1 protein-coding gene and 1 pseudogene are annotated in these 16,458 nt (G+C 62.8%); both read right to left on the bottom strand.

The window, feature by feature from the left end; translation table 11 throughout:
* Positions 1 to 43: 43 nt before the first annotated feature.
* Positions 44 to 9,892: pseudogene (locus G7047_RS02550) on the bottom strand (amino acid adenylation domain-containing protein); the annotation flags it as partial.
* Positions 9,889 to 16,455 carry a non-ribosomal peptide synthetase gene (locus G7047_RS02545; protein ID WP_166300431.1) on the bottom strand — a complete coding sequence of 2,189 codons (6,567 nt, stop codon included), beginning with the start codon at positions 16,453 to 16,455 and terminating at the stop codon, positions 9,889 to 9,891. The pseudogene G7047_RS02550 and the gene G7047_RS02545, both read right to left, overlap by 4 nt.
* Positions 16,456 to 16,458: the final 3 nt, after the last annotated feature.

Genomic DNA, 16,458 nt, shown 5'->3' with positions numbered 1-16,458 from the left:
CAAAGTGCTCTGCGTTGTGGCGTACCGTCTCTCGATTCTTCAGCATCCCTGCCAGAGTAGGTCGAGCCATCACATCTCGTAAAGTTAGGCTAGCTCCTTTGGCTGCGGCAACAAGTCTGAGCGCGCGAAGAGAGTCCCCGCCCAACTCGAAGAAGTTGTCGTGCCGGCCCACGCGCTCCACACCCAGCACCTCCGACCAGATCCTGGCCAGCGCCTCTTCCACCTCACCCTGCGGCGCTTCGTACTCCTGCCCGCTCTCGAACCCCGGCTCCGGCAGCGCCTTCCTGTCCACCTTGCCGTTGGCATTGAGCGGCAAGCTCTCCACCGCCACGATCGCACTGGGCACCATGTAGTCCGGCAACGCCCGGCCCAGCCGCTCGCGCAGCTCGCTCACCTCAATCACCTTCCCGGCCTGCGCCGACACGTAACCCACCAGCCGCGCTCCGCCCGGACCTTCCTTGGCCACCACCACCGCTTCCCTCACCTCGGGCTGCGACAGCAACTGCGCCTCCACTTCCCCCAGCTCAATCCGGAACCCCCGAATCTTGACCTGGTGGTCGATCCGACCCAAGTACTCCAACTGCCCTTCGCCGTTCCACCTCACCAGGTCCCCCGTCCGGTACAGCCGACCTCCCGCCTCACCGAACGGGTCCGCCACGAAGCGCTCCGCGCTCAGACTCGGGCGGTTGAAGTAACCGCGGCCCAGTAGCTCTCCGCCGATGTAGAGTTCGCCCGCCACGCCCTGCGGCACTCGCTCCAGAGATTCGTCCAGCACGTAAGCTTGCGTCTCGGAGATGGGCTGCCCAATTGGCACTTGGCTCTGACCGTCATCCCGACAGGTCCAGCGGGTCACGTGAATGGTGGTCTCGGTCGGCCCATACAGGTTCTGCAGGCTCACACCCTTGAGCCGACGCAGTGCTTCGCTCTGCGTGGCCGCCGGCATGGCTTCGCCACCGCAAATCACATAACGCAGTCGTGTCTGCGCCTCGATGCCTTCATGTGCCAGGAAGGCCTGTAGCATCGCAGGCACGAAGTTGAGCGTCGTGATCTCATGCTTGAGGATCAGATCGGTGATCCTCGCTGGATCTCGGTGATCTCCCGGATTGGCCACCACCAGCCGCACGCCGGCGGTCAAGGGCCAGAAGATCTCCCATACCGACACGTCGAAGCAGAACGGTGCCTTGTGCAGCACGGTGTCGACCACCGTCAGGCCGTAGGTCTGCTGCATCCAGGTCATACAACTGCTCAGTGCCCGATGCCGGATCGACGCCCCCTTGGGCCTGCCCGTCGATCCCGAGGTGTAGATCACATACGCCAGGTTCTCCCCATGCACCGCCACATCAGGGTTGTGCATGGGCTCCTTCGCCAGATCCAGCCCATCGAGCTCCAGCACCACCAGCCCTTCGGCCACCGGGAGGCGCTCCTTCACCGCACGCTGCGTCAGCAGCAGCCCAATCCCACTGTCCCCGACCATGTAGGCCAGCCGGTCCGCCGGGTACTCCGGATCCAGCGGCACATACGCTCCGCCCGCCTTCAGTATCCCCAACAGCCCCACCACCATCTCGAGGGAGCGCTCCACCGCAATGCCCACCTTCACTTCAGGCTTCACACCCAGCTTGATCAGCCGGTGCGCCAACCGGTTGGCTCGCGTGTTCAACTCGCCGTAGCTCAGTACCTCGTCACCAAAGAGCAGTGCCACCGCTTCAGGATGGGCCTGGGCCTGCTGCTCAATCAGCCGGTGCACCGGATCAGCACCCGGGTAACGCTGCAGGTTCTCGCCCCAGCCCTTGAGTTGCTGACGCTCAGCGTCAGTGAGCAACTCCACATCCCCACCGCTTCCTGTGGCCGATCAGCCAATGCTTGCAGCAGCGCCACGTAGTGCCCCGCCATCCGCTCGATCGTGCTCGCCTCGAACAACTCCTCGGCGTAGGTGAAGCTCACACGCACCTGGCCGTCGGCGTCTTCGACCGTGTCAACTGTCAGTTCAAACTGCGCATGCTGTTCGCCCAGCGCATAGTCTTCCAGCGTGAGTCCGGGCAATTGCTGCAGCGCCCGATGGTCTTGCCGCTGGTGGTTGAACATCACCTGGAACAACGGGTTGGTGCCCAAGTTGCGCTCCGGCTGCAGCGCCTCGACCAATTGCTCGAAGGGCAGATCCTGGTGCGTCTGCGCACCGAGGGCAGCTTCCTTGGCCTGCTTGAGTACTTGCGCCAGACTCAACCGCCCACCAATTACGTTGCGCAGCACTTGCGTGTTAACGAAGAAGCCCACCACGCCTTCGGTCTCCACGCGGTGACGGTTGGCTATGGGTACCCCACCCGGATGTCTTGCTGGCCGCTGTAGCGGTGGAGCAGCGCTTGCACCCCGGCCAGTAGCACCATGAACAGCGTCGCCCCTTCGGCTCGCTCCCGCTGGTGCAGGCCCTGCACCAGTTCGCTCGGCAGTTCGAGACCATGGCGGGCCGCACTGTAGACGCCATCAGCCTTGCGAGGGTGGTCCGCCGGCAATTGCAGCACCGGGTGATCGTCGCCCAGTTGTGCTTTCCAGTAAGCCAGTTGCCGGTCCTTCTCTCCGGCTTCCAGCCAGTTCCTCTGCCACACTGCGTAGTCGGCGTACTGGATCGGCAGCGGCGCCAGTTGTGGCGCTTGCCCTTGCACCTGCGCGCGGTATTGCGCCACGAACTCGTCGACGATGATCTGCATTGACCAGCCGTCGGAGATGATGTGGTGCATCACCACCACCAGCACGTGCTCGTCGGCCGCCTCCCGGATCAGCCCCACTCGCAGTAACGGGCCCGCTTTCAGGTCGAAGGGGGTCTGGTGCAGCCGCGCCGCGACCTCTCGCACCTTCGCCTCGCGCTCTTCGTCAGCCACCGCACTCAGGTCGATCTCTTCGATCTGCGCTTGACCATCCGCCTGGATGACTTGCTCAGCCAGCCCGTCTTCCCCCGCTCGGAACACCGTGCGCAGCGATTCGTGCCGCACCACCAGTGCTTCGAAGTTCGTCTTCAGCGCTTCAACATCCAGATCGCCCCGCAGCTTCAGCGCCCCGCTGATGTGGTACGCCGTGCTCCCAGACTCCAGCTGCCACAGAAACCACTGACGTACCTGCGCGTAGGAGAGAGCCAATGGGACGCCATTCCTCCCGGCCGGATAGATTGGCAACTGCCCGAAATCGATCCCCTTATCCTTCAGAACCTCCAGAAATGCCTTTTGCTTTTCTTGGGGAAGACAGGCGAAGCGCCTGACGATCTCATGCTTATCAATTTTCATTCAAGTCTCCAGAAGCTCCATGAGGACAGCCATTTGCTCAATATCCGAAGCTCTTTCGGTTGTCGCCATTTTTCGGGTTAATTTCCCGGCCAGCAGAACCGGCGTGGGACTCTCAAAATAGTCACGTAGCGGAAGGCTGACCGAAAAGCTCTCCAGCAACTTTGTCTGCAACCTCAGAACGGTTAGCGAATGCCCGCCCAACTCGAAGAAGTTGTCGTGCCGGCCCACGCGCTCCACACCCAGCACCTCCGACCAGATCCTGGCCAGCGCCTCTTCCACCTCACCCTGCGGCGCTTCGTACTCCTGCCCGCTCTCGAACCCCGGCTCCGGCAGCGCCTTCCTGTCCACCTTGCCGTTGGCATTGAGCGGCAAGCTCTCCACCGCCACGATCACACTGGGCACCATGTAGTCCGGCAACGCCCGGCCCAGCCGCTCGCGCAGCTCGCTCACCTCAATCACCTTCCCGGCCTGCGCCGACACGTAACCCACCAGCCGCGCTCCGCCCGGACCTTCCTTGGCCACCACCACCGCTTCCCTCACCTCGGGCTGCGACAGCAACTGCGCCTCCACTTCCCCCAGCTCAATCCGGAACCCCCGAATCTTGACCTGGTGGTCGATCCGACCCAAGTACTCCAACTGCCCTTCGCCGTTCCACCTCACCAGGTCCCCCGTCCGGTACAGCCGACCTCCCGCCTCACCGAACGGGTCCGCCACGAAGCGCTCCGCGCTCAGACTCGGCCGGCCCAGGTAGCCTCGCGCCAAGAGATCACCACCAATGAGCAACTCACCGGCAACGCCAGAAGGCGCAGGGTTTAGATCCGCATCCACTACCCATAGCGCCCGTCCTGCCAAGGGTGTGCCAATCGGCATTTGCAGCGGCAGCAGCTTGCCCCCGCTCACGTAGGGGTGGCAATCCAGGATCGAGGCTGTCACCGTCGCCTCGGTCGGACCATAGGTGTTCAGCAGCTTGACGTGCGCCAGACCCGCTGCACGCCAAGCATTGAGACCTTCCGGTGGCATGGCTTCGCCGCCAGCATGAAGCTGGCGTAACACGCCGTAATCATGGATGCCTTGCCGGGCAAAGTCCTGCACCAGCAACAGCCAGTACGCCGTCGTGATATCCACAACACTGATCTGCTTGTCTAGCAGTTGCTGATGAAACGTGGTGCTATCCCACAAAGCAGGACCGCGCAGCACCACGGATGCCCCCTTGACGAGTGGTGGGAACAACTGCTCGATGCAACCATCGAAGTTCAACGTGGCGAACTGGAGCATCCGATCTGCATTGGTCAGACCGAAGAAGTCAACGGCCACTTGAGCGTGCTCGACCAAACTGTGATGAGGAATGCCAACGCCCTTGGGCCTGCCCGTCGATCCCGAGGTGTAGATCACATACGCCAGGTTCTCCCCATGCACCGCCACATCAGGGTTGTGCATGGGCTCCTTCGCCAGATCCAGCCCATCGAGCTCCAGCACCACCAGCCCTTCGGCCACCGGGAGGCGCTCCTTCACCGCACGCTGCGTCAGCAGCAGCCCAATCCCACTGTCCCCGACCATGTAGGCCAGCCGGTCCGCCGGGTACTCCGGGTCCAGCGGCACATACGCTCCGCCCGCCTTCAGTATCCCCAACAGCCCCACCACCATCTCGAGGGAGCGCTCCACCGCAATGCCCACCTTCACTTCAGGCTTCACACCCAGCTTGATCAGCCGGTGCGCCAACCGGTTGGCTCGCGTGTTCAACTCGCCGTAGCTCAGTACCTCGTCACCAAAGAGCAGTGCCACCGCTTCAGGATGGGCCTGGGCCTGCTGCTCGATCAGCCGGTGCACCGGATCAGCACCCGGGTAACGCTGCAGGTTCTCGCCCCAGCCCTTGAGTTGCTGACGCTCAGCGTCAGTGAGCAACTCCACATCCCCACCGCTTCCTGTGGCCGATCAGCCAACGCTTCGACGATACCGGCGACGGCAGCCTGCGTGTACTCGCACAGCCGCCGCGCACCGATGGACTTGCTGACCTGCCCCACCAGTTCGAAGCCTTGCCCCAGGTCGTCCACCGACATGCCTGCCGGATAGTTGGTGCGCTCCGCCCCGCCCAGCGACTCCATGCCGTCCCACGCAAGGATGGCTGCCTCCGCCTCCTGCCCTCCGCTGTAGCGGTAGTTGAACAAGGCCGAGAACAGCGGCGTGCCACCCGGCAGCCCGCTGCAGCGCTGTGCCAGCGACAGACTGGCGTGCTCATGGTTTAGCAGACCAGTCAGCACCGCATGGGTCTCGCGCAGGCTCTGTGCCACGCTTCTCGCACCCAGCTTGATGCGGATGGGCAATGTATTGATGAACATCCCCAGTGCCCGCGCTGCACCTTCACCACCCTGCATGCGCCCGAACAGCACGGTGCCGAACACCACGTCGTTCTTGCCCGTGGTCTTGGCCAGCACCAGGGCCCATGCCAAGTGGAATAAGCTGGCCGCACTCACCCCATGCCGCCTGGCTTGCTGCCGAATCCGCGCGGACAGTTCCGCCTCCAGTGGCAGCTTCACCTCTTCAATGTCGCTACCATCACCCTGCACGTCCAGCAGCCCGAACGGCGCCGTCGGCTCATCCACGTCGCCCAGCATCTTGGTAAAGAAGGCCTCATGCTCGACCGGACTCATGCCCAGCCGTGCCTGCGCCACGAAGCGCCGGAACGGCACCGGCTCAGGCAACTCCGCCTCCCGGCCTTGCTGGATCAGGGCAATCTCTTCGACGATCAGATCAAGCGTCGTGTGATCCAGCACCAGGTGGTGGCTGGGCAACTGCAGCAGCCAGCGCCCTTGCTCCGTGTCATGCGCTGCCACAGCCCGGATCATCGGTGCCTTCCGCACATCGATGCGATGGTGCCGGGGATCAACTTGTTCGTTCAGCCGCTCGGCCACGTTGCCTGGGACCGCATCCTGAAGCCACTCGATCTGCAGGTGGGCCTGTCGATGGACGACTTGCACCGGTTCCTTGAGCCCTTCCCACAGCACCGCCGTGCGCAGGATGTCATGGCGCGCAATCACCCGATTAAAGCAAGCGATGAAGTGCTCCAGTCGCCCCCGGCTGTCGAAGCTCAACAGACACGAGGTGACATAAGCATCGCCCTGCTGCTGCAACATGTGGTGGAACAGAATGCCTTCCTGCAGCGGCGCTAGAGGATAGATGTCCTGGATGTTGGCCGCACCACCCGGCACTGCCGCTTCCATGCACCTGATTTGCTCCGCGTCCAGTTCGACCAGCGTCAACATCTCAGGCTGGATTGCCTGGCAATCCAGCGGGATGAGGTTGGGTGGAACAGCTACTTCGCGACGATCCTCGTTCTGCGCAACAACCTGTGCAAAGGACGACAGTTCAGGCTGCTGGAACAGCGTGCGCACTTGCACGGCCATACCTTGTGTGCGCATGCGCTCAAGCACACTCAAGGCCATCAACGAATGCCCGCCCAACTCGAAGAAGTTGTCGTGCCGGCCCACGCGCTCCACACCCAGCACCTCCGACCAGATCCTGGCCAGCGCCTCTTCCACCTCACCCTGCGGCGCTTCGTACTCCTGCCCGCTCTCGAACCCCGGCTCCGGCAGCGCCTTCCTGTCCACCTTGCCGTTGGCATTGAGCGGCAAGCTCTCCACCGCCACGATCACACTGGGCACCATGTAGTCCGGCAACGCCCGGCCCAGCCGCTCGCGCAGCTCGCTCACCTCAATCACCTTCCCGGCCTGCGCCGACACGTAACCCACCAGCCGCGCTCCGCCCGGACCTTCCTTGGCCACCACCACCGCTTCCCTCACCTCGGGCTGCGACAGCAACTGCGCCTCCACTTCCCCCAGCTCAATCCGGAACCCCCGAATCTTGACCTGGTGGTCGATCCGACCCAAGTACTCCAACTGCCCTTCGCCGTTCCACCTCACCAGGTCCCCCGTCCGGTACAGCCGACCTCCCGCCTCACCGAACGGGTCCGCCACGAAGCGCTCCGCGCTCAAACTCGGGCGGCCCAGGTAGCCTCGCGCCAAGAGATCACCACCAATGAGCAACTCACCGGCAACGCCAGAAGGCGCAGGGTTTAGATCCGCATCCACTACCCATAGCGCCCGTCCTGCCAAGGGTGTGCCAATCGGCATTTGCAGCGGCAGCAGCTTGCCCCCGCTCACGTAGGGGTGGCAATCCAGGATCGAGGCTGTCACCGTCGCCTCGGTCGGACCATAGGTGTTCAGCAGCTTGACGTGCGCCAGACCCGCTGCACGCCAAGCATTGAGACCTTCCGGTGGCATGGCTTCGCCGCCAGCATGAAGCTGGCGTAACACGCCGTAATCATGGATGCCTTGCCGGGCAAAGTCCTGCACCAGCAACAGCCAGTACGCCGTCGTGATATCCACAACACTGATCTGCTTGTCTAGCAGTTGCTGATGAAACGTGGTGCTATCCCACAAAGCAGGACCGCGCAGCACCACGGATGCCCCCTTGACGAGTGGTGGGAACAACTGCTCGATGCAACCATCGAAGTTCAACGTGGCGAACTGGAGCATCCGATCTGCATTGGTCAGACCGAAGAAGTCAACGGCCACTTGAGCGTGCTCGACCAAACTGTGATGAGGAATGCCAACGCCCTTGGGCCTGCCCGTCGATCCCGAGGTGTAGATCACATACGCCAGGTTCTCCCCATGCACCGCCACATCAGGGTTGTGCATGGGCTCCTTCGCCAGATCCAGCCCATCGAGCTCCAGCACCACCAGCCCTTCGGCCACCGGGAGGCGCTCCTTCACCGCACGCTGCGTCAGCAGCAGCCCAATCCCACTGTCCCCGACCATGTAGGCCAGCCGGTCCGCCGGGTACTCCGGGTCCAGCGGCACATACGCTCCGCCCGCCTTCAGTATCCCCAACAGCCCCACCACCATCTCGAGGGAGCGCTCCACCGCAATGCCCACCTTCACTTCAGGCTTCACACCCAGCTTGATCAGCCGGTGCGCCAACCGGTTGGCTCGCGTGTTCAACTCGCCGTAGCTCAGTACCTCGTCACCAAAGAGCAGTGCCACCGCTTCAGGATGGGCCTGGGCCTGCTGCTCAATCAGCCGGTGCACCGGATCAGCACCCGGGTAACGCTGCAGGTTCTCGCCCCAGCCCTTGAGTTGCTGACGCTCAGCGTCAGTGAGCAACTCCACATCCCCCACCGCTTCCTGTGGCCGATCAGCCAATGCTTGCAGCAGCGCCACGTAGTGCCCCGCCATCCGCTCGATCGTGCTCGCCTCGAACAACTCCTCGGCGTAGGTGAAGCTCACACGCACCTGGCCGTCGGCGTCTTCGACCGTGTCAACTGTCAGTTCAAACTGCGCATGCTGTTCGCCCAGCGCATAGTCTTCCAGCGTGAGTCCGGGCAATTGCTGCAGCGCCCGATGGTCTTGCCGCTGGTGGTTGAACATCACCTGGAACAACGGGTTGGTGCCCAAGTTGCGCTCCGGCTGCAGCGCCTCGACCAATTGCTCGAAGGGCAGATCCTGGTGCGTCTGCGCACCGAGGGCAGCTTCCTTGGCCTGCTTGAGTACTTGCGCCAGACTCAACCGCCCACCAATTACGTTGCGCAGCACTTGCGTGTTAACGAAGAAGCCCACCACGCCTTCGGTCTCCACGCGGTGACGGTTGGCTATGGGTACCCCCACCCGGATGTCTTGCTGGCCGCTGTAGCGGTGGAGCAGCGCTTGCACCCCGGCCAGTAGCACCATGAACAGCGTCGCCCCTTCGGCTCGCTCCCGCTGGTGCAGGCCCTGCACCAGTTCGCTCGGCAGTTCGAGACCATGGCGGGCCGCACTGTAGACGCCATCAGCCTTGCGAGGGTGGTCCGCCGGCAATTGCAGCACCGGGTGATCGTCGCCCAGTTGTGCTTTCCAGTAAGCCAGTTGCCGGTCCTTCTCTCCGGCTTCCAGCCAGTTCCTCTGCCACACTGCGTAGTCGGCGTACTGGATCGGCAGCGGCGCCAGTTGTGGCGCTTGCCCTTGCACCTGCGCGCGGTATTGCGCCACGAACTCGTCGACGATGATCTGCATTGACCAGCCGTCGGAGATGATGTGGTGCATCACCACCACCAGCACGTGCTCGTCGGCCGCCTCCCGGATCAGCCCCACTCGCAGTAACGGGCCCGCTTTCAGGTCGAAGGGGGTCTGGTGCAGCCGCGCCGCGACCTCTCGCACCTTCGCCTCGCGCTCTTCGTCAGCCACCGCACTCAGGTCGATCTCTTCGATCTGCGCTTGACCATCCGCCTGGATGACTTGCTCAGCCAGCCCGTCTTCCCCCGCTCGGAACACCGTGCGCAGCGATTCGTGCCGCACCACCAGTGCTTCGAAGTTCGTCTTCAGCGCTTCAACATCCAGATCGCCCCGCAGCTTCAGCGCCCCGCTGATGTGGTACGCCGTGCTCCCAGACTCCAGCTGCCACAGAAACCACTGACGTACCTGCGCGTAGGAGAGAGCGCATAATGCCTGCAGAAACTCGTGGCGTGCAAGAATTGGGAATTGCCCAATAACCAAGCCTTCGAGTTTGATTTTTTGATAGACCGCGCGACGTTGCTCAAGGTTAAGTTGAGCAAAACGCTCCGCGATTTGATAGGTCGTCAAACTATTCATTCTGCAGCTTCCAAACTATCAATGAAGGATTCGATATCAGAAATGGACTGGGCCCTGGATCTAGGGTGCAAGGAATCAGGCAGAATTGACGCCATGCTTGCCAGAGTCGAATAACTGAAGACTTCTTGAATTGCCAAATCGGTATGTAAGGATGATTGGATCCGTGCCACCACCTGCACGGCCATCAACGAATGCCCGCCCAACTCGAAGAAGTTGTCGTGCCGGCCCACGCGCTCCACACCCAGCACCTCCGACCAGATCCTGGCCAGCGCCTCTTCCACCTCACCCTGCGGCGCTTCGTACTCCTGCCCGCTCTCGAACCCCGGCTCCGGCAGCGCCTTCCTGTCCACCTTGCCGTTGGCATTGAGCGGCAAGCTCTCCACCGCCACGATCGCACTGGGCACCATGTAGTCCGGCAACGCCCGGCCCAGCCGCTCGCGCAGCTCGCCCGCCTCGATCACCCGCCCGGCCTGCGCCGACACGTAACCCACCAGCCGCGCTCCGCCCGGACCTTCCTTGGCCACCACCACCGCTTCCCTCACCTCGGGCTGCGACAGCAACTGCGCCTCCACTTCCCCCAGCTCAATCCGGAACCCCCGAATCTTGACCTGGTGGTCGATCCGACCCAAGTACTCCAACTGCCCTTCGCCGTTCCACCTCACCAGGTCCCCCGTCCGGTACAGCCGACCTCCCGCCTCACCGAACGGGTCCGCCACGAAGCGCTCCGCGCTCAGACTCGGGCGGTTGAAGTAACCGCGGCCCAGTAGCTCTCCGCCGATGTAGAGTTCGCCCGCCACGCCCTGCGGCACTCGCTCCAGAGATTCGTCCAGCACGTAAGCTTGCGTCTCGGAGATGGGCTGCCCAATTGGCACTTGGCTCTGACCGTCATCCCGACAGGTCCAGCGGGTCACGTGAATGGTGGTCTCGGTCGGCCCATACAGGTTCTGCAGGCTCACACCCTTGAGCCGACGCAGTGCTTCGCTCTGCGTGGCCGCCGGCATGGCTTCGCCACCGCAAATCACATAACGCAGTCGTGTCTGCGCCTCGATGCCTTCATGTGCCAGGAAGGCCTGTAGCATCGCAGGCACGAAGTTGAGCGTCGTGATCTCATGCTTGAGGATCAGATCGGTGATCCTCGCTGGATCTCGGTGATCTCCCGGATTGGCCACCACCAGCCGCACGCCGGCGGTCAAGGGCCAGAAGATCTCCCATACCGACACGTCGAAGCAGAACGGTGCCTTGTGCAGCACGGTGTCGACCACCGTCAGGCCGTAGGTCTGCTGCATCCAGGTCATACAACTGCTCAGTGCCCGATGCCGGATCGACGCCCCCTTGGGCCTGCCCGTCGATCCCGAGGTGTAGATCACATACGCCAGGTTCTCCCCATGCACCGCCACATCAGGGTTGTGCATGGGCTCCTTCGCCAGATCCAGCCCATCGAGCTCCAGCACCACCAGCCCTTCGGCCACCGGGAGGCGCTCCTTCACCGCACGCTGCGTCAGCAGCAGCCCAATCCCACTGTCCCCGACCATGTAGGCCAGCCGGTCCGCCGGGTACTCCGGGTCCAGCGGCACATACGCTCCGCCCGCCTTCAGTATCCCCAACAGCCCCACCACCATCTCGAGGGAGCGCTCCACCGCAATGCCCACCTTCACTTCAGGCTTCACACCCAGCTTGATCAGCCGGTGCGCCAACCGGTTGGCTCGCGTGTTCAACTCGCCGTAGCTCAGTACCTCGTCACCAAAGAGCAGTGCCACCGCTTCAGGATGGGCCTGGGCCTGCTGCTCGATCAGCCGGTGCACCGGATCAGCACCCGGGTAACGCTGCAGGTTCTCGCCCCAGCCCTTGAGTTGCTGACGCTCAGCGTCAGTGAGCAACTCCACATCCCCCACCGCTTCCTGTGGCCGATCAGCCAACGCTTCGACGATACCGGCGACGGCAGCCTGCGTGTACTCGCACAGCCGCCGCGCACCGATGGACTTGCTGACCTGCCCCACCAGTTCGAAGCCTTGCCCCAGGTCGTCCACCGACATGCCTGCCGGATAGTTGGTGCGCTCCGCCCCGCCCAGCGACTCCATGCCGTCCCACGCAAGGATGGCTGCCTCCGCCTCCTGCCCTCCGCTGTAGCGGTAGTTGAACAAGGCCGAGAACAGCGGCGTGCCACCCGGCAGCCCGCTGCAGCGCTGTGCCAGCGACAGACTGGCGTGCTCATGGTTTAGCAGACCAGTCAGCACCGCATGGGTCTCGCGCAGGCTCTGTGCCACGCTTCTCGCACCCAGCTTGATGCGGATGGGCAATGTATTGATGAACATCCCCAGTGCCCGCGCTGCACCTTCACCACCCTGCATGCGCCCGAACAGCACGGTGCCGAACACCACGTCGTTCTTGCCCGTGGTCTTGGCCAGCACCAGGGCCCATGCCAAGTGGAATAAGCTGGCCGCACTCACCCCATGCCGCCTGGCTTGCTGCCGAATCCGCGCGGACAGTTCCGCCTCCAGTGGCAGCTTCACCTCTTCAATGTCGCTACCATCACCCTGCACGTCCAGCAGCCCGAACGGCGCCGTCGGCTCATCCACGTCGCCCAGCATCTTGGTAAAGAAGGCCTCATGCTCGACCGGACTCATGCCCAGCCGTGCCTGCGCCACGAAGCGCCGGAACGGCACCGGCTCAGGCAACTCCGCCTCCCGGCCTTGCTGGATCAGGGCAATCTCTTCGACGATCAGATCAAGCGTCGTGTGATCCAGCACCAGGTGGTGGCTGGGCAACTGCAGCAGCCAGCGCCCTTGCTCCGTGTCATGCGCTGCCACAGCCCGGATCATCGGTGCCTTCCGCACATCGATGCGATGGTGCCGGGGATCAACTTGTTCGTTCAGCCGCTCGGCCACGTTGCCTGGGACCGCATCCTGAAGCCACTCGATCTGCAGGTGGGCCTGTCGATGGACGACTTGCACCGGTTCCTTGAGCCCTTCCCACAGCACCGCCGTGCGCAGGATGTCATGGCGCGCAATCACCCGATTAAAGCAAGCGATGAAGTGCTCCAGTCGCCCCCGGCTGTCGAAGCTCAACAGACACGAGGTGACATAAGCATCGCCCTGCTGCTGCAACATGTGGTGGAACAGAATGCCTTCCTGCAGCGGCGCTAGAGGATAGATGTCCTGGATGTTGGCCGCACCACCCGGCACTGCCGCTTCCATGCACCTGATTTGCTCCGCGTCCAGTTCGACCAGCGTCAACATCTCAGGCTGGATTGCCTGGCAATCCAGCGGGATGAGGTTGGGTGGAACAGCTACTTCGCGACGATCCTCGTTCTGCGCAACAACCTGTGCAAAGGACGACAGTTCAGGCTGCTGGAACAGCGTGCGCACTTGCACGGCCATACCTTGTGTGCGCATGCGCTCAAGCACACTCAAGGCCATCAACGAATGCCCGCCCAACTCGAAGAAGTTGTCGTGCCGGCCCACGCGCTCCACACCCAGCACCTCCGACCAGATCCTGGCCAGCGCCTCTTCCACCTCACCCTGCGGCGCTTCGTACTCCTGCCCGCTCTCGAACCCCGGCTCCGGCAGCGCCTTCCTGTCCACCTTGCCGTTGGCATTGAGCGGCAAGCTCTCCACCGCCACGATCACACTGGGCACCATGTAGTCCGGCAACGCCCGGCCCAGCCGCTCGCGCAGCTCGCTCACCTCAATCACCTTCCCGGCCTGCGCCGACACGTAACCCACCAGCCGCGCTCCGCCCGGACCTTCCTTGGCCACCACCACCGCTTCCCTCACCTCGGGCTGCGACAGCAACTGCGCCTCCACTTCCCCCAGCTCAATCCGGAACCCCCGAATCTTGACCTGGTGGTCGATCCGACCCAAGTACTCCAACTGCCCTTCGCCGTTCCACCTCACCAGGTCCCCCGTCCGGTACAGCCGACCTCCCGCCTCACCGAACGGGTCCGCCACGAAGCGCTCCGCGCTCAAACTCGGGCGGCCCAGGTAGCCTCGCGCCAGGCCGATGCCACCCAGGTACAGCTCACCCGCCACACCGGCGGGCACCAGGTTCAGGCCTTTGTCGAGCACATGCGTCTGGATGTCACTGATCGGCTGGCCGATCGGCACTTGACTGCGCCCATCGTTGCGGCAGGTCCAATGCGTGACGTCGATGGCCGCTTCAGTGGGACCGTAGAGGTTGTAGAGCCCGGCTTGCGGCAGACGCTTGAACACGTCGTTCTGCGCTTCGGCCGACAGTGCTTCGCCACTGCACACGATGCGCGTTAGGCTGGCGCAGGCTTCGATGCCTTCGTGCGCGAGGAAGGCTTGCAGCATCGAGGGAACAAAGTGCAGCGTGGTGACGTGGTGTTGTCGGATCAGTTCAACCAGGCGTTGCGGGTCGCGGTGATCGCCCGGCTTGGTCACAGCCAGTCGGGCACCCGTCATCAATGGCCAGAAGAACTCCCATACCGACACGTCGAAGCTGAAGGGGGTCTTCTGCAGGACCGTGTCCAATTCGGTCAGCCCATAGGTTTGCTGCATCCACTCCAGACGGTTGTAGAGTGAGCGGTGTCGGTTGGCAGCCCCCTTGGGCCTGCCCGTCGATCCCGAGGTGTAGATCACATACGCCAGGTTCTCCCCATGCACCGCCACATCAGGGTTGTGCATGGGCTCCTTCGCCAGATCCAGCCCGTCGAGCTCCAGCACCACCAGCCCTTCGGCCACCGGAAGGCGCTCCTTCACCGCACGCTGCGTCAGCAGCAGCCCAATCCCACTGTCCCCGACCATGTAGGCCAGCCGGTCCGCCGGGTACTCCGGATCCAGCGGCACATACGCTCCGCCCGCCTTCAGTATCCCCAACAGCCCCACCACCATCTCGAGGGAGCGCTCCACCGCAATGCCCACCTTCACTTCAGGCTTCACACCCAGCTTGATCAGCCGGTGCGCCAACCGGTTGGCTCGCGTGTTCAACTCGCCGTAGCTCAGTACCTCGTCACCAAAGAGCAGTGCCACCGCTTCAGGATGGGCCTGGGCCTGCTGCTCGATCAGCCGGTGCACCGGATCAGCACCCGGGTAACGCTGCAGGTTCTCGCCCCAGCCCTTGAGTTGCTGACGCTCAGCAGCAGTGAGCAACTCCACATCCCCCACCGCTTCCTGTGGCCGATCAGCCAATGCTTGCAGCAGCGCCACGTAGTGCCCCGCCATCCGCTCGATCGTGCTCGCCTCGAACAACTCCTCGGCGTAACGGAAGGTCGCCTTGACATCGCCCGTTTCACTCTCAAGCGTTTCGAGCGTTAGCTCAAACATTGCAGCTTCAGCTTCGAAATCCAAACGAGAAACAGTCAGGCCAGGCCATTCGCCAAGAGAACGATGATCCCGCCGGACGTGGTTGAACATCACTTGGAACAACGGCGTTTGACCAAGGTTGCGTTCGGCCCCACTGGCCTCGACAAGACGTTCGAACGGGAGATCCTGATGGGCCTGTGCGCCGACCGAAGTATCCCTGGCCTGGGCCAGCAGATCTGTCAACGTCATGCGTGCATCGACTACTCCGCCCAGCACCAAGGTGTTCACGAAGAACCCGACCACTCCCACTGTTTCTGTGCGATTTCGGTTAGCGATAGGAACACCGATTCGGACTTCAGCCCCCCCTGCGTAGCGGTAAAGCAAAGCCTGGAACGCTGCCAGAAGCACCATAAACAGGGTTGCCCCATGCCCCGTGGCTACGCGCCTCAAATCAACCAAGAGATCGACCTTCAAGTCGACCGTGTGCAAGGCTGCTACATACCGTCCATCAGGCTTTCTCGGATGATCCGCTTGCAAGGCAAGCACATGATGCTCATTACCGAGCTGCCGACGCCAATAGGCCAATTGTCGCTCGCCTTCAGAACCTTCGAGCCACTGGCGCTGCCATACGGCAAAGTCGGCATATTGAATGGTCGGCGCTGACAGGCTCGTTACCACCCCATGCACGGCACCCCGATATAGCTCAGCAAGTTCATCAAGGATGAGCTGAACCGACCATGCATCCGAAATGATGTGGTGCATCACCACGAGCAGTTGGTTTTCGCCACGCCCCAGTTCAAGCAGTACGGTCCGAAGCAGGGGCCCGTGCATGAGATCAAACGGCATATCGCAGGCACGCCGAACCTCTTCATTGATTCTGAATGCGCGAGACCCGATGTCAACCGCGCTCAGATCGACACGCGGTAACTGAACGCTGGCGGCCGGCCGGATGAACTGTTCGACCCTCCCGTCGACACCATTTTCGAAGACCGTTCGCATCGACTCGTGACGGTCCACGAGAGTCTGAAGGCTCTCATGGAGCGCCGGCACGTCGAGATCACCTTTGAAGTGCAAACCACCGCAAAGGTGGTAAGCAGAGCTCGCTGGATCAAGTTGCCACAGAAACCACAATCGCTGCTGGGAAAATGACAAAGGAAGACTTCCGTCATTTACGGCGCGGCGCGGGATTGTTGGCAGCACCTCAATGGCTTGCGCCTCACCGCGCAAGCGCTCTTGTAACTTCGCGAGTTGCGCTGGCCCCAGCCTCGCTCTGCGTTGGGCAATATCTTGAATGTCAGGCATGAT

The organism is Diaphorobacter sp. HDW4A (assembly GCF_011305995.1).
Classification (GTDB): Bacteria; Pseudomonadota; Gammaproteobacteria; order Burkholderiales; family Burkholderiaceae_C; genus Diaphorobacter_A.
Note: the sequence above shows the minus strand (reverse complement) of the source record. Positions and strands in the feature narration are given on the sequence as shown.